Annotated in this window: 9 protein-coding genes and 3 pseudogenes; 7 read left to right on the forward strand and 5 right to left on the reverse strand. The window is 59.3% G+C overall.

The annotated features are described in order from the left end of the window. Positions 1-70: 70 nt before the first annotated feature. The 6 genes and pseudogenes from LOY50_RS11400 to LOY50_RS29095 all read left to right on the forward strand — a co-directional run. Positions 71-847, forward strand: coding sequence for an EAL domain-containing protein (locus LOY50_RS11400; protein ID WP_258690887.1), 777 nt, complete (start codon positions 71-73; stop codon positions 845-847). Positions 848-979: 132 nt separating this feature from the next. Further along, on the forward strand, positions 980-1,465 hold the full coding sequence (locus tag LOY50_RS11405) for an ATP-binding protein (protein ID WP_258690888.1): 486 nt from the start codon (positions 980-982) through the stop codon (positions 1,463-1,465). Positions 1,466-2,143: 678 nt separating this feature from the next. After that, complete coding sequence (locus LOY50_RS11410; RefSeq protein WP_253473570.1) at positions 2,144-3,316, forward strand: ABC transporter substrate-binding protein; 1,173 nt, start codon at positions 2,144-2,146, stop codon at positions 3,314-3,316. Between the two features lie 1,294 nt (positions 3,317-4,610). After that, positions 4,611-5,660 (forward strand): annotated as a pseudogene (locus LOY50_RS29085) (sensor histidine kinase); the annotation flags it as partial. Between the two features lie 213 nt (positions 5,661-5,873). Then, positions 5,874-6,209, forward strand: a pseudogene (locus LOY50_RS29090) (response regulator transcription factor); the annotation flags it as partial. Positions 6,210-6,728: 519 nt separating this feature from the next. Next, positions 6,729-7,070 (forward strand): annotated as a pseudogene (locus tag LOY50_RS29095) (ATP-binding protein); the annotation flags it as partial. A gap of 9 nt (positions 7,071-7,079) precedes the next feature. On the opposite strand, the gene LOY50_RS11420 reads toward LOY50_RS29095, so the two are convergent. The 4 genes from LOY50_RS11420 to LOY50_RS11435 all read right to left on the reverse strand — a co-directional run bounded on the left by LOY50_RS11420 (position 7,080) and on the right by LOY50_RS11435 (position 12,370). Further along, on the reverse strand, positions 7,080-10,010 hold the full coding sequence (locus LOY50_RS11420; RefSeq protein WP_258690890.1) for a DUF4132 domain-containing protein: 2,931 nt from the start codon (positions 10,008-10,010) through the stop codon (positions 7,080-7,082). Between the two features lie 31 nt (positions 10,011-10,041). Then, the gene (locus tag LOY50_RS11425) at positions 10,042-10,482 is read right to left on the reverse strand and encodes a hypothetical protein (protein ID WP_258690891.1); all 441 of its coding nucleotides are present in this window, start codon (positions 10,480-10,482) and stop codon (positions 10,042-10,044) included. 310 nt (positions 10,483-10,792) lie between these two features. Next, positions 10,793-11,548, reverse strand: coding sequence for an NADPH-dependent F420 reductase (locus LOY50_RS11430; RefSeq protein WP_258691225.1), 756 nt, complete (start codon positions 11,546-11,548; stop codon positions 10,793-10,795). A gap of 63 nt (positions 11,549-11,611) precedes the next feature. Beyond that, the gene (locus LOY50_RS11435) at positions 11,612-12,370 is read right to left on the reverse strand and encodes an SDR family oxidoreductase (protein WP_258690892.1); all 759 of its coding nucleotides are present in this window, start codon (positions 12,368-12,370) and stop codon (positions 11,612-11,614) included. Between the two features lie 122 nt (positions 12,371-12,492). Here LOY50_RS11435 and LOY50_RS11440 point away from each other — a divergent pair, with 122 nt between their 5' ends. Further along, complete coding sequence (locus LOY50_RS11440; RefSeq protein WP_253478486.1) at positions 12,493-13,074, forward strand: TetR/AcrR family transcriptional regulator; 582 nt, start codon at positions 12,493-12,495, stop codon at positions 13,072-13,074. A gap of 119 nt (positions 13,075-13,193) precedes the next feature. On the opposite strand, the gene dctA is transcribed toward LOY50_RS11440, so the two are convergent. After that, entirely contained in the window at positions 13,194-14,501 is a 1,308-nt protein-coding gene (gene dctA / locus LOY50_RS11445) for a C4-dicarboxylate transporter DctA (RefSeq protein ID WP_258690893.1), read from the reverse strand. Positions 14,502-14,544: the final 43 nt, after the last annotated feature.

The following is a 14,544-nucleotide window of genomic DNA, read 5'->3' on the forward strand; positions in this document are numbered from 1 at the left end:
ACTCAGGTGGTGTCGGCTACAGTTCCTTGTAACCACAGGAATGTATCACGACCGCCACGGAATATTGATCATGACGAAACGCCCTCCGTTCCAATCGCTTGGCTGCGCCGAATGCCGCAACCACGAGGCGTTGGGGTTTGACTTCACCATGGCCTTCCAGCCTGTTTTCAACGTCCGGACACACGCTGCGTTTGCTTATGAGGCGTTGGTCAGAGGTGTCAATGGCGAATCGGCTGGCTACATCCTGGGGCTCGTGAACGACAGCAACCGCTACCGATTCGACCAGGCCTGCCGGGTGAAAGCCATCGAGGAAGCCGCAAGGCTGGGCCTGCTGGAGATTCCCGATTGCTTGCTGAGCATTAACTTCCTGCCCAACGCCGTATACCGGCCAGAGACGTGTATCCGGGCCACCCTGGAAGCGGCGCGCCTGACCCACTTTCCGCCAGAAAGGCTCATGTTCGAAGTGACCGAAGGCGAGAAGGTGGTAGACCCTGAGCACCTCAAATCGATTTTCGTGGAGTACGAGCGCCAGGGTTTCATTACTGCCGTCGACGATTTTGGCGCGGGCTATTCGGGCCTTAACCTGCTGGCCATGTTCCAGCCGCAGGTGCTGAAGATTGACATGGCACTGACCCGAGGCATCGATCAAGACTCGGTCAAACAAGCGATCGTCGAAGGCATCATCCTGGTCGCCAGGCGCTTGGATATCCTGGTCATCGCCGAAGGTGTCGAGACCCGTGAAGAAAGCTTGACGCTTCTAGGCATGGGGATCGAGCTGATGCAGGGATATTTGTATGCAAGGCCCGAGGTCGATCATCTCCCGGCCGGATGCTTTGACTTGGGTTGACGTGTCCAAGCCCTTCATCATGTTTCCTGATGGGTGTGAACACTGCCAGTCAGTTGCCCATTCGCCATTCACCGCATTGTGTCCATGGTATTCGATGGGCCATTATCGGGCCTCGACATAAGGACACGTCCCATGCCCACGCCTGTACTTCACCTCTTGTGCGGTAAAATTGCTTCGGGAAAATCCACGCTGGCCCGATCGTTAAAGGCTGAGCATTCGGCCATTTTGTTGAGCGAAGATCACTGGCTTTCAAGGCTCTACCCTGATCAGATCAAATCGGTAGCGGATTACATCCTGCATGCGCACCGGATCCGGGATGTCCTGGGGCCGCTGGTCATCGACATGCTCTCGACGGGGACTCCCGTGGTTCTCGATTTTCCTGCCAACACTCCAGCAGATCGTCATTGGCTACGCAGCCTGGCTGACGCTGCGAAAGTCCCTCACCGTGTTCACTACATCGAAGTGAAAGATGACATCTGCCGTCAAAGGCTGCACCACAGGAATGCGCGTGCCGAGCATGACTTCGCAGCCAGTGATGCTGAATTCGATCTGATTACGAGCTACTTTCGTGCACCAGACCAGGCGGAAGGGCTGGATGTGGTCATGCACCGAACGTGATCCGTTGAAAATGTCGGGGCATTAAAGGTGGGTTTGCGGCTCGCGAAATACGGGGCATTGACTTCATAGGTTCGCTACGGCAGGGGTCCTTCACGATGCCATCCAGTTATCCAAGAAATCCGTGTGTATGTCTGTGGATAACCGCGCTGAGGCCAGGTAGGCAGAGCGTTTTAACGGGTGCTCAAAAAATGTACAGGCAGATTGGTATCATCCCGCCGTAGGCCATTGAATTTAAACAGGGCGCTGAAAACGGGGATCACCTTGCATGCATGTTCATCGACTCCATTCGAGAAGTGGCGAGCTTGGCAGCTGGAATGTCTGACAACAAAAAGCCCGTGCATGACGGGCTCTCTGTATGGGGTCAAATCCTTTTGTCTGTTCAATCTGTGCTTCGTATTGTAGGTATTTCGTGAAAAGCATGTTGCGGGGCGAAATAATCGGCATTTAGTCGGACTGCGAAGCCAGCTCGGTTTCCACCCAGAACGGGGCGGACGACGATATTGAGCACCGGCCCGCGTTCGCTTACCCAGGTGTTGTAGCCCGGTATGACCTTGTGAGGCGCTCAGTTGGCTGAAATCCTTCCATGGCCGCGCGAAGCGGGCACGTTGAGACTATGCTCATTGCCACTGCAGGCAATGTACTGGTTTCACTTGTCGTCCACCAAGGAAAGGAGTCTGTATGTGTCTGATTCTTCATGCCCGGTTCTATTATCTGAATGGTCGAATGCGCAGTCTGGTAACGCGTGTCCATCGGCGCATTTCGAACACTCACAAAATCTTCTGGCGCTTGGCCGGCTGCGTGACCGGGCTGGCGCTGGTTGCTGTCACTCCAGCCCACGCTGCCGACGGCGGCATCGCCGGCGGCCCTACCGCAAGCTATAGCATTGCCTTCAGCAACTCTTACGCGGGCAGCGATTTCCGCAAAGTGATGGTGCGCAACTGGCAGGAGATTGCGGTCCAGGCGCAAAAGGATGGCTTGATCCGCGAGGCTCCGGTGATCAGTGCCAATAACTCGGCATCGGAACAAGCGGCCCATATCCAGGACATGATCGTCAAGGGTGCCAACGCCATCGTCATCCTGGCCGCGTCCGACACGGCCCTCAACGGGGTGATCCGCGATGCCTGCAACGCCGGCATCGTGGTGGTCGTCATGGCCAGCCTGGTCACCGAACCCTGCGCCTATACCGTGGACTACAACTGGTCCGCCATGGGCCGCGTGGAAATGGACTATATCGCCGGGCGCCTCAAGGGGAACGGAACGCTGCTGGAGATTCGCGGCATTGCCGGTGATGCCACCGACAAGAACATCAGCGACGGCATTCGCAAGGCCGCTGGCGACTATCCAGGCCTGAAGTTCGCCAAGACTGTATATGGGAACTGGACGGCTTCTGTCGCACGCAAGGAGGTGGCGCTGGCGCTGCCGTCGCTGCCCAGCATTGATGCCGTCGCGACTCAGGGCGGCGACGGTTATGGCGCGGCCATGGCGTTCAAGGCGGCGGGACGCCCTTTGCCGATCATCGTGATGGGGAACCGTCAGGACGAACTCGCCCTGTGGAAACAGGAGCGCGATGCCAATGGCTACGAGACCGTTTCGGTCTCCGCTTCCCCGAGCGTCTCCCAGGTGGGTTTCTGGGTGGCCCAGCAGATTCTGGCGGGCAAGCAGGTGCCGAAGTTCGTCGAGGTACCGCTGGTACGCATCGATGCGAAAGACCTGGACACCTGGCTCGCCACGATGCCGGTGGGCGGCGCTGCCAATCCTCTCTACAGCCAGGCTTCCGTTGCGGCGATGATCGACGCGGCCATCAGCAATGTGGCGGCGCCGAAGCCTTTGCCGGAGGTGACGAAGCAGTAGTGGCAGGCGTGGAGCGAGGAGGCGTGGCGCCATGTTGACATTCAAATCCTCCACGGACAGGCCCATTGCCGTCAGGATTGGCCTGGCGGTCGCCGCGCTGGTGTTCCTGATGCTGGTGGTATCGCTCGTGAACCTCTATGGCCTGCGAGGCATGGTGCGTGCGGTGGATTCCGCCAGCCATTCCGCGGAAATTCTGGCCTCGGTCAACGGGGCCACCGGGCGGGTGGAAAACTTCATCGCCACCCGCGACCAGGAAAGCCTGTCCCAGGCCGAAGGTATGGTGGCGACGGCTATCGCCGGCCTCACCGCCATTCCGGTGGCAGAGGCGCAATCGCTCAAGGGCAGTCTGCAACGGCTCGCCGCGGCAATCGCCACCCTGCGAGCGGCGACCCTGACCATGGATGGCGAAACGGAGAACATGACAGCCCATTATGGGCGGATGCGAGAGGCGACGATCCTCGTCGAACAGGGCATCGCCGATGGACTGAAGGGGATTGATGCCCGCGCCGCTGAGCACGAGGCGCGGGTGAGCGGCATCGAAAGTGCCCATCGCATTCTGGATATCCTGCGCGACGGCGAGCGGATCATCATCGTCAATGTGGCCAAGGTGCTGGTGTCCGGTGATGGGGCGGCCGTCACCGCGGCGCGCAACGCCTGCGCGGCACTCCCGCCGGTGGTCGAGCAATTGCGCGAGTGGATGGAGGCGCCGCAGGAGCGAGCGACTTTGGACCAATTGGCGACGGCGGTCGCTGGTGTCAGCCAGGCGGTCGAGCACCTTGGCGAGGCGCCCAAGCTCCGGGGCGACGAGGCTTTGCGGCATCTGGCCGCTGTCGAGGGTGTGGTCGAGCGCCTCGATGCCATTCTGGGTGAAGTGGACGAGCATGTTTCCCGTGACGAAAATGACATTCAGGCAGCAACCGGCTTGTTGCACAACGCAGCCGCGTTGTCCAAGCGTTTCGCCGAACGTGTTGCCACCCTGGAGGCGCAGACCTTGTCGTTTCGCCTGTCACCGTCGGCCGAGGTTGCCGGCTCGGTCGGCGGCATCCTCGACGAGCTCTCCCGTCTCGCGCGCGTTCTTCCTTCGTCCGTGGGGTTGCAAGCCAAGGCTACCCCCCTGACTGTCAGCGACCAAATTGCCGGCTACCGGGCGGCATTCGCCCGGTTTAATCAGGCGAGCAACGCCTTGAGCGGCGCGCGCGACCAGGTTCGCAACGAGGCACGAAGCGCCGGCCTGTTGGTGGCGCGCTTCGCTGGCCAGGCGCGCTCCGACGCCTTGATCCACAATGATCGCGGCATGCTTGCGACGATCGTTGCCGGTACCGTCGCCATCCTGCTGGCCGGCGCCATCGCCTGGAGCACGTCGCGATTCATCGCCCAGCCCATCGTGGCCCTGGCCTCGGTCATGCGTCGGCTTGCGGCCGGCGACCTGAACGCCGAGATCGCCAGCGCCGAACGCGGCGATGAGATTGGAATCATGACCCGCGCCGTACGGGTGTTCCAGGAGAATGCCCTGCGCATCCGGGTGCTGGAGGCCGAGGCCGAAGCCGAGCGACAGCAAGTCCAGGCCTCTTTGGAGAGAATGGTCGCCGAGCGGACCGACACGCTGCACCACCAGACCGAGGTGCTGGAGGCGCAGGCCATCGAACTCATTCAGGCGCGCAACCAGGCCGAGACGGCCAACCAGGCAAAGAGCGATTTCGTGGCCACGGTCAGCCACGAACTGCGCACCCCCCTGACCCTCATTCTCGCTCCCCTGGAGCAACTCTCGGCGGCGACCACCCCGCCTGCGGACTGGCATGTGCAAGTCGACCGCGCCCAACGCAACGCGCTGCGCCTGATGAACCGGGTGAACGACATCCTCGATTTCTCCAAGGCCGAAGCGGGCAAGTTCGAGTTGTGTCCGATGCCAGTTGACTTGAGCAAGACGGTGGGTGTGCTGGCCGAGGATGCCGCCATGGTGGCCGAGGGCAAAGGCTGCACCTTGACCTGCAGCATCGATCCCACACTTGGCACGGTGTTCCTGGACCCCCGGCACTTCGAGAAGATTCTTCTCAACCTGGTGAGCAATGCCATCAAGTTCACGCCCGCTGGCGGCACCGTACACCTGGCAGTGACCGCGATTGATGGCGAGCGATTCGAGCTCGCGGTGCAAGACTCGGGGATTGGCATTGCGCCTGACAAACTGCCGTTGCTGTTCCAGCGTTTTTCCCAGATCGACAATTCCGCCACGCGCCATTACAGCGGCACCGGCATCGGTCTCGCCCTGGTCAAGGATCTGGTCAAACTGATGGGGGGCGAAGTCGGCGTCAACAGCGAGCCCGGGCAGGGCTCGTGCTTCTTTGTTCGACTGCCGCTGGGGGCAGAGCCAAACACCGTACCGACCGAAACCAGCAATATGCACGAGCGATCGTCACCGAGCACAGCAAGCACAACCGAGCAGCGCCACCTGCGTTTCGACGACGGTCGCCTTGGCGGTCGCAACGATCAAGCTACGACGCAAGGCGCAGACGACGAGCAGCACCCGGAACACGCCTTGCGATCCAAGGTGCTGGTAGTCGACGACAGTCCGGAAATGCTTGGCTATCTCCGCGAGCTGTTGCGCGACGACTACAGCGTCGCCACCGCAACTGATGGAGAGCAGGCCTGGGCACTCCTGCAGCTCCACCCCATCGATGTCGTCGTCTCGGATGTGATGATGCCGAAGCTCGACGGCTTCGGCCTGACAGCCAGGATCAAGGCCAGCGCCGGTTTTGCCCATTTGCCCGTGATCCTGGTGACCGCCCGCGGCGGTAGCGAGGCCTGCGTCTCCGGGCTGGAGAGTGGCGCCGATGACTATATCGCCAAACCCTTCTCGCCGCTGGAGCTCAAGGCTCGCGTACGCGCGGCGTTGCGCATGAGCCAGGTGCAAACCGAACTGAATGCAAAATCCCGTCAGGCGGGCATGGCCGAAATCGCCACGACTGTGCTGCACAACGTCGGCAACGTCCTCAACAGCGTGAACGTATCGGCAGAACTGGTCAGCAGCCAGATGCGCACCTCCAAAGCCCAGGGGCTGGGCAAGGTGGCGCAAATGATGAGCGAACACGTCCATGACCTGAGCGATTTTCTCACCAAAGACCACAAGGGAAAGATGCTGCCCGATTACCTGCTCAAGCTGGCGAAAGTGGTGGCGCAAGAGCAAGAGGGCATCATCGAAGAACTCGTGCAACTCACCAAGGGCATTGACCACATCAAGACCATTGTCGCTGCCCAGCAGTCCTATGCCGTCGCCGTCAGTATTGTCGAGACAGTGCCGGTCGCAGAGTTGATCGACGATGCCTTGCGCATGAGTGCTGGATTACTGGCGCGCCAGGAAGTGACGGTGGTCAAGGACATTGCCGACTTGCCCCTGCTGCCCCTGGACCGGCACCGGATGCTGCTGATCCTGGTGAACCTGATCAACAATGCCAAGCAGGCGTTGGACGGCGTGATCGATCGCAGCCGATGCGTCACGTTCAGCGTGTCTCTCGCTGACGGGGCAGTATTGCGTATCGCGGTGGCCGACAACGGCAATGGGATTGCGCCTGAGCACTTGGCGCGGATCTTTTCCCATGGCTTCACGACGCGCAAGGACGGTCACGGTTTCGGCCTGCACAGCTGCGCGCTGGCCGCGCAGGAAATGGGTGGCAGCTTGACCGTGCGCAGCGACGGGGCCGGACAGGGCGCAACCTTTATCCTCGATATTCCCCTTGATGCGCCGCTGAGTAATCGGTGAGCGCCGAGATCAGCCGCCGCGCTGTATCTGCTCCAGTATCAGGCTGTCGGTGATGTTCATGTCGTCCAGCAGCAGAAACATCTTGCTCAGCACCTCGGCCATTTTCCTGTCGGTGTCGGCGAACGGCAGGTAGAACTCCGTGGAGCTGCTGCCTGCGGGCACGATGCACAGGTAGTTGCCAGGTTCGATATGGATGGCCGCGCTGCCCAGGTGAATGCGGTAGTTCGCACGCTGGCCGGTAATGTGCAGAAAATGTCCTTCACATTTAACGTTTCGCAGCCCTAGCCCTTGAATCAACTCACCGACCAGTTCGGCGCGTCGTTGCACGGTTTCTTGGCTGGTGCTGTAGTCGTCCGCGGTGTGGGCCACGGAGACCAGCAGATCGGCGTCGCGCATGATTTCCGAGAACAGCAGCGGTGGTACTTGCTCAAGGGGTAGGGCTTTGTGGTCGCGGTAGAACGCAATCGTGTCGAAGGTAAAGTGTTCTGTTTCCGAGAGGTAATGGCCGGTGTCCAGAAAGTTGAACAGGGCGAAGATGCCGTGCTCTTTGCTCTCGTAGTAGATGTCCTCGACGCTTGAGGTCGACCAGTTGCGGACCTGCAGCAACCGGGCGGCGACTTTACCTTTGAGGCGGTGACCGGCAAAGCGGTTGGACCACAGGCCGGTGTCTCGCTCAGCAGGAGTTAACAGGTACAGCTCGCGAAAGGCCTGTTTGAACGGCTGCACGCGGCGATGGGTCACCACTTCTTTCTGCCAGGCCGACAGTTGTCCGGCCGTGAATAGATGAAAAGGGTGAGCGATACGCAGAGTCCTTTCAGCGACGTATTGGCGACCTTCCAGGTCAGTCACCGTCAGCGTTGCGGCATCGAGCCAGCCCAGCGCAGCGTCGTCGGCCTGCACAATCAGCTGTTCGAGCAGCAGGCGAACCGCGGGCATTTTCAACAGCGGCTTCAGGTCGTCCAGAGCCAGGGTTTCGCCGCTGCTCATCATCGCTTCCAGGGTGCGGCAGAAGCGCGCGATCTGTTCCTTGAGCTGGGTTTGCTGCGTTTTGAGGGCGATGAAGTCTGGGTTTTTGCGCACCGCAGGCGGTGCGGTCTTGAGTGTCTTTGCGGCTTTGCAGATGTGCAACGAGGGCGACAAGCCGTCGATGACGAGCGTGATGTCATAGCCATCGATGGTGGCGGCCGTCAGCGCGGATTCGGCGATCTGCGATTCCATGGCCCACTCCAGGCGAATCGCCGAGGGGTAACCGGCGACACGCGCCAGGTTTTCCAGGCCTGCCTGCACCGCTGCGTGGGAGTTGGCCTGGCGTTGAGCGCCGTATTTGCGCACCTCTTTGTGCAGTTTCTTGAGCGTCAGATAGCGCTGGCGTACGTCGTCCGGCCCCGTGACGGGCAGCAGGCCATAGATGCGCATTGCCGGCTGTGCGTGGCGGGATAACTTCTTTTCCAGCGCCGGTCGACCGATGCCCTGGTAGGCGTCGAGCAGCACACGCGTCTCGGGAAACGCCCAGTGCGAGGGTTCGAGCGCCGCGAGGTATTCGCGCAGGTGGTCGGGGTTGGCCTCGGCCAGTGCCTTGTCCAGCAGGTAGCGGTCCACCACACCCACGGTTTCATCCAGCGTATTGGGCAGGTCGGTGCCCCAGCCGGACTGAGGTGCCAGTGCAATGTTCAGGTATTCACGCTGGAAGGCTTGCAGATCACTCCAACCGAGCGCGTCGAGCACCACTCGGCTGGCTTGTCCGGCGTAGGGCAGGGCGGTCAGCAGGCTATTTCTGGAAAAGCCGGTCAGCGCCGGGAGCAGCTCTTCCGACGGGTGCTTGGGCAACGCCTGAAGCGACAGGAAGCGTTCGAGCACCGCGGCCGTGTAGCCGAATCCGTCGAGAAAGTTATCCGGCGTCATGCCCAGTCGTTCGACGACCGCCAGGGCCTGCAACAACCAGCGGGTCTGATACACCTCTACCGAACGGAAGGTGTCAGCCAGCTTCTCGGCGTTAGCGGGCAATCCAGCCAGGGCGTCCTCGACATAACGAACGGTGAAGTTCACCAGTTCAGGGGGCACCGCAGCAGCTTCTTCAGTGAGGGGCTCATCGCTCTGGGACGACTCATCATCGACGCCTTCATCTTCCGGGGCCTCGTCGTTTGAATCGTCCTCGTCGAACGCTTCCTCGGCGTAGCGATCCAGGTCCACATCATCGCTGTCCAGCCCGGTGTCGTCGGCGTAGAACATCATGGCGCGGCCCCAGGTATTGGCTGCCCGGACGAAGCGAGGGTAGTCGAGGCGGCCCGCTTCCAGCAGGCCCAGCGCGATGCGCTGGATTTCCTTGTGCACGTAGATATACGCGTCGGCGATTTTCCTTTGTTCGTCACAGGGCGCTGAAGGGGGCTGCTCGCGGTTCCAGCTGCCGTCCAGCAACCATTCGGCGAAGGCCTGCCAGGCCGGGGTGGGCGGGTAATTGCTCAGGCGATTGATGCACGCCGGGACGTCAGGCAAGGCCCAGGCCTGATCCGGGCTTCTTCGGTAATAGGCCGGGCCATCTTCGTCAGTGGGCAATGGATAGTCACTGTCCTCGAAGGCAAATTGCAGCATGTGCTGCAGTCGCGCGCAGATCTGCTCCAGTGAATAGGCATCCGGGTGAGCCGTGATCCAAGCATCGCAGAGTCGATATTGCAGGCCATAGCGCTGTTGATCGCGGCGGTCCTCCAGATCGTCCCAAACGGTCGGGAATACAAAACCATCAGCCAGCGCTTTGGGCCCCTCCTGGGGATGCTGCCTGACCCAGTCAGCGGCTATGCGCAGGCAGTCGATGCCGTCCCAGAAATCGGGCTCGAATTGGTCATATTGGCTGAGCTCGGGATAGTCATCCAACGCGCTATCACAGAATGCTCGCAGCGCAGCGAGGCGTGTGGCTTGTTCGGGCACAGGACGGCGTGATTGCATGAGGGTATCCGAGGGAAGTGAACGACGAAGATCAACCGCCAATCAGCGGCACGAGGCGGATAAACGCGAGCGTGGAAGGGGGGCTCAATTCGATTGTCTCAGCGAGACTTTGCAGCATGACGCCGTTGTGCAGAACGCGGAACGCACGCGCTTCAAAACCCTTCAAGGCTCGTTTGATCTCAACGCCGACATCCAGGTCTGGAGCCGCGCTGGCCTGAGGCATGACCACCGCGCCTTCACTGGCTTGCCGAAGAACCTCCCGCTCGCTCAGGTATTGGCGATCGAGCACTTCACGCATCGACGCTTGTTCCAGGCAGTGCTGGACCGACAGCGCGGCGATCTGTTCGGCCACGGTCAGGCGAATGAGTTCGGCGACCGTCAAGGTCAACGAACTCGGTGTCAGGGTGACAGGGGGCAGCAAAGGCTCCTGGCGTGCGCCTTTCAGGCAATAGCTATGAACCACGAACTCCATGACGCATTCCTTGCAAGCCAGGCCAGCCGGGGGGATGGCGCATTAGCATATCCGGGTCTGCAATAAATTTCATCGCGCTGCGTAATGCTAAGGCTGGCCTGTGCTCTTGGTGGAGACAATTTTGCCGTAACGCAGCCATGAGCACCCGAGAACCCCGGTGGGAGCGAGCTTGCTCGCGATAGCGTCGGTACATCCAACATCACTGCAAGCTGACCCTGCTCCCACAGGGGGACCGAGTCAGGCAGTGGTACCCATAGTGGCTTTTCGTTTGTATTGCAGGGGGCGGGAGTAGTGATGCCTGATCCAGTAGTCAGGCTGTCATTGCACGATTAGTGGCAACAATTTGCTCATGCGTGAACTGGCTGCCGGGCGCCATGAACTTGGCCAGAAGTGCGTCCCGGTTTTGAGGCGCCTTCGTTTTATCAGCCGCACATAAGGCCGATTTCAGCGCCGGCAACGTGAGTTCGGTGCAGTACGCAGGGGTACCTGGTTGCTGGCGCCATGAGCCCTCAAGGCTGCCAGCGGCAAGCGCGGTGAAACCGGTATCCTCGACGAGATCCTGCGCGATTGCCTCGGCATTGGCGTCATCCCCAGCGACAGGCAAGGCGATGCGTGTTGAGGACCCGGCGGGTTGGCCTTTGTCGGCAAGCGTCGCAGCGAGGAGGGCGTTCCATGCCTTAACGACCGGGCGGCCAATCTGCTCGCTTACCCAGACGCTCTCGGGTTTGCCGTCGTCAACTTCCTTGATTGCCCCATCCCGTCCCGGATAGTAATTGGATGTGTCAATGACGACGACTTGCTCGGGAACATGACTTAACGTCTGCTTGAGATCAGGGTATTTCGCGAAGGGGATCGAGAGGATAACAACGTCCACCTCGGACACCGCCTCTTCCTTGGTTACCGCCTGTACGCCGATTTCATTGGCAAGGTTCTGAAGGCTCCGAGGGGCCTTCGAGTTTGCCAGTTTGACCTCATGGCCGCACGCAGCGAGCTTACGGGCAAGGGTAGCCCCGATGTTACCCGCGCCGATAATTCCGATTTTCATTTCAATGACTTCCTCGCCTATCAAACTATTCAGTTACCCACAAACGGTGCCCCGTCGAGGCAGGTGCTACCGACATGGTTAACATCATTCTGCCGGTGCTTTGTATCCCGCAAGCATGTTCAATATCTCATCATGGGCACCATTCGCTTCAGCAAGCCGCAATGGCTTGGCGCGTTCGACGACAAGTTCGCGCGGGGTCGGAGAGATCTCGAGCAGTTCGAAGATTTCATTCAAGAACTCGTCCAAAGGCATGGCGTGTTCGTCATTTTCCTGCCCAAGCAAAGTGGTGCGCACACCCGGTGGCGCAAGCTCGATAACCTCGACTGACGAGGCCTCCAGTTGCACGCGAAGGCTTTGAGTGAACGAGTGAACGGCCGCTTTGGTTGCGCTGTAGGTCGGTGTCGCAGGCAGCGGGACGAATGCCAAGGCCGAACTGACATTGATGATCGTTGCACTGGGCTGCTTGATCAGTTGGGGAGTGAATGCGTACACCATGCGAATCGTGCCGAGCAAGTTCGTTGTCACGATATCTTCGGCGGTGCCCAGGTATTGCGGATCAGTCAGGTCCTCCCAGTGCATGATGCCCGCGTTGTTTATGAGCACGTTCAGATTCGGGTGACTGATCGCAAGCGCTTCGCTGGTGCGCTGGATGGATTTTGGATCGCAGACGTCCAGCAATACCGATTCAAGACCTGGATGTTCCGACACGATCTTGTCGAGCAGAGCCTTGCGCCGTCCCGCGATGATGACGTTGTTTCCCGCCTTGTGAAGCCTGAGCGCCAGACCAAGGCCGATGCCTGAGGTGCTGCCGGTAACCAGGATCGTGTTGCCAGTGCTGTTCATAGTAAACTCCGGTAGGGGTATTCAAGCGGACAGCTGTCCACTTGCTGAAAAAACTACCGGACAACTGTCCGCTTTGCAATGCAGCGAAGGAAAAAACTTTGCCCAGGAATGAAGAATTGGCGATGCGTTCTGACGCCAAGAAAAACCGAGAACGAATTCTGAAGGTCGCCGTGGCAGAGCTGACACTCGATCCTGCGGTCCCGCTGAGCGCGATTGCGAAGAAAGCCGGCGTGGGGCAGGGCACGTTCTATCGCCATTTCGCCAACAGAGAGGCGCTGGTATTCGAGGTTTATCAATTCGAAATGCAGCAAGTGGCCTCGCTGGCCGAACAACTGCTCGCTACAAAACCACCTAAGGAGGCCCTGCGAGAATGGATGGATTGCCTCGTTGAATATGCAATGACAAAGTCCGGACTTGCGACCGCGATTCGGCAAGCAGCCTCTACTTACGAGTTCCCAGGGAAGTCGGGATACGCCCCCGTCCAGGCAGCCGCCGAGTTGCTTTTGAGGGCAAATGAAAAGGCCGGAACGATTCGTAGCGGGGTGACCCACGACGACTTTTTTCTAGCCACTGCCGGAATATGGCAAATAGATTCCCAGAGCGAATGGCGCTCACGTCTCGCCAGATTGATGGACCTGGTCATGGATGGTCTATGCGCTGGCAGCCCCGAAAGCCTGAAGAAGAAACCGTCCAGAACTGAGTGACCGCAGGGAAGTAGAGCGGCTATCAAGATCGTCTTTCAAACGAAAACGCAAGATTACTGCTGCTGCATCACGACCGGTCATGCCGTGTTCGAAGCGGCATGACCGGTGCGTTTTGCCGATTACTTTTGTGCCAGCAATGCCTTTCTTGCTGCCTTGTCGTGTTTCATGGCGGCGATTTCACGCTCGCAGGCCTCGACATCGAACGAGTTGTCCCACTTGGCAATGGCGATGGTGCCGATGCCGTTACCGATCAGGTTGGTAACGGCTCGCGCTTCGTTGAGGAACCGGTCAATGCCCAAGAGCAAAACCAGGCCTACCAGGGGAATGGAGTGGATGGTTGTGAGCGTTGCAGCCAGCGTTACGAAACCCGCGCCCGCCACGCCAGCCGAGCCTTTTGAGGTCAGCAGGAATACGCCCAGCAGAATTATCTGATCCACAAAGGTCAGTGGCGTATTGGTCGCCTGGGCGATAAAGATGGCAGCCATGGTGAGATAGATGCAGGTGCCGTCCGCATTGAAGGTGTACCCCGTAGGCAACACCATGCCCACGACGGATTTTTTGCAGCCAAGCTTTTCAAGCTTCACCATCATTCGCGGCAGCACGGCTTCGGTTGAGCAGGTGCCAAGCGTGATGAGAATCTCATCTTTGAAATAACGAAGAAATTGCATCAGCGGCATGCCCGACCATCGAGCAACCGAACCCAGCACCACCACGATGAAAATCAAGGTCGTGATGTAGAGCGCGACCAGCAATTGGCCGAGTGACAGCAAGGTCCCAATCCCGTATTTGCCAATAGTGAAAGCCATGCCGGCACCGGCACCAATCGGAGCCAGGCGCATGACCATTGCAACGACCTTGAACAGGCCTTGCAGGAACAGATCAATGGTGTTGATCAACGGCTTGCTGGTTTCGCCCATTTGAACCAGGGCTATACCCATCAATACCGAAAGCAGGATGATCTGAAGCATGACGCCATTGGAGAAGGCGCCGATGAAGGTTTGCGGGATGATATTGAGAAAGAAATCGATGGCGCCGCCTTGCTCACTGGCAGCTTGGCTGTATTTGTTAATGGCACTTCCATCAAGCGCGCTGGCGTTGATGTTCATGCCGACGCCAGGTTTCACGATGTTGACCACAATAAGGCCGACGGCCAGGGCGATGGTTGAAAGAATCTCGAAGTAGATCAGCGCTTTTACGCCAATTCGGCCGACTTCCTTGATACTGCCCATCTTTGCGATACCGACAACGACCGTACCGAAAATAATGGGCGCCAACAGCATTTTGATCAGTTTGATGAAGCCATCGGCAAAGGGTTGGAGCTTGGCTCCGATATCTGGCAGGAAGTAACCGATTGCTGCACCGATCACGATGCCGATGAGTACTTGCACATACAGCTGGCCATACCAGCGGGATTTGGAGAATTCCACGGAAGCACCTCATTTTATTTTTGTGATGGGCATGTGGCTTGAC

Source organism: Pseudomonas sp. B21-010 (genome assembly GCF_024749325.1).
In the GTDB taxonomy this organism is placed as follows: Bacteria; Pseudomonadota; Gammaproteobacteria; order Pseudomonadales; family Pseudomonadaceae; genus Aquipseudomonas; species Aquipseudomonas kilonensis.

Excerpts from the sequence above, each read along its gene's own strand:
- LOY50_RS11400 (WP_258690887.1), top strand. The coding sequence starts at position 71 with ATGACGAAACGCCCTCCGTTCCAATCGCTTGGCTGCGCCGAATGCCGC.
- LOY50_RS11405 (WP_258690888.1), top strand. The coding sequence starts at position 980 with ATGCCCACGCCTGTACTTCACCTCTTGTGCGGTAAAATTGCTTCGGGA.
- LOY50_RS11410 (WP_253473570.1), top strand. The coding sequence starts at position 2,144 with ATGTGTCTGATTCTTCATGCCCGGTTCTATTATCTGAATGGTCGAATG.
- LOY50_RS11420 (WP_258690890.1), bottom strand. The coding sequence starts at position 10,010 with ATGCAATCACGCCGTCCTGTGCCCGAACAAGCCACACGCCTCGCTGCG.
- LOY50_RS11425 (WP_258690891.1), bottom strand. The coding sequence starts at position 10,482 with ATGGAGTTCGTGGTTCATAGCTATTGCCTGAAAGGCGCACGCCAGGAG.
- LOY50_RS11435 (WP_258690892.1), bottom strand. The coding sequence starts at position 12,370 with ATGAACAGCACTGGCAACACGATCCTGGTTACCGGCAGCACCTCAGGC.
- LOY50_RS11440 (WP_253478486.1), top strand. The coding sequence starts at position 12,493 with ATGCGTTCTGACGCCAAGAAAAACCGAGAACGAATTCTGAAGGTCGCC.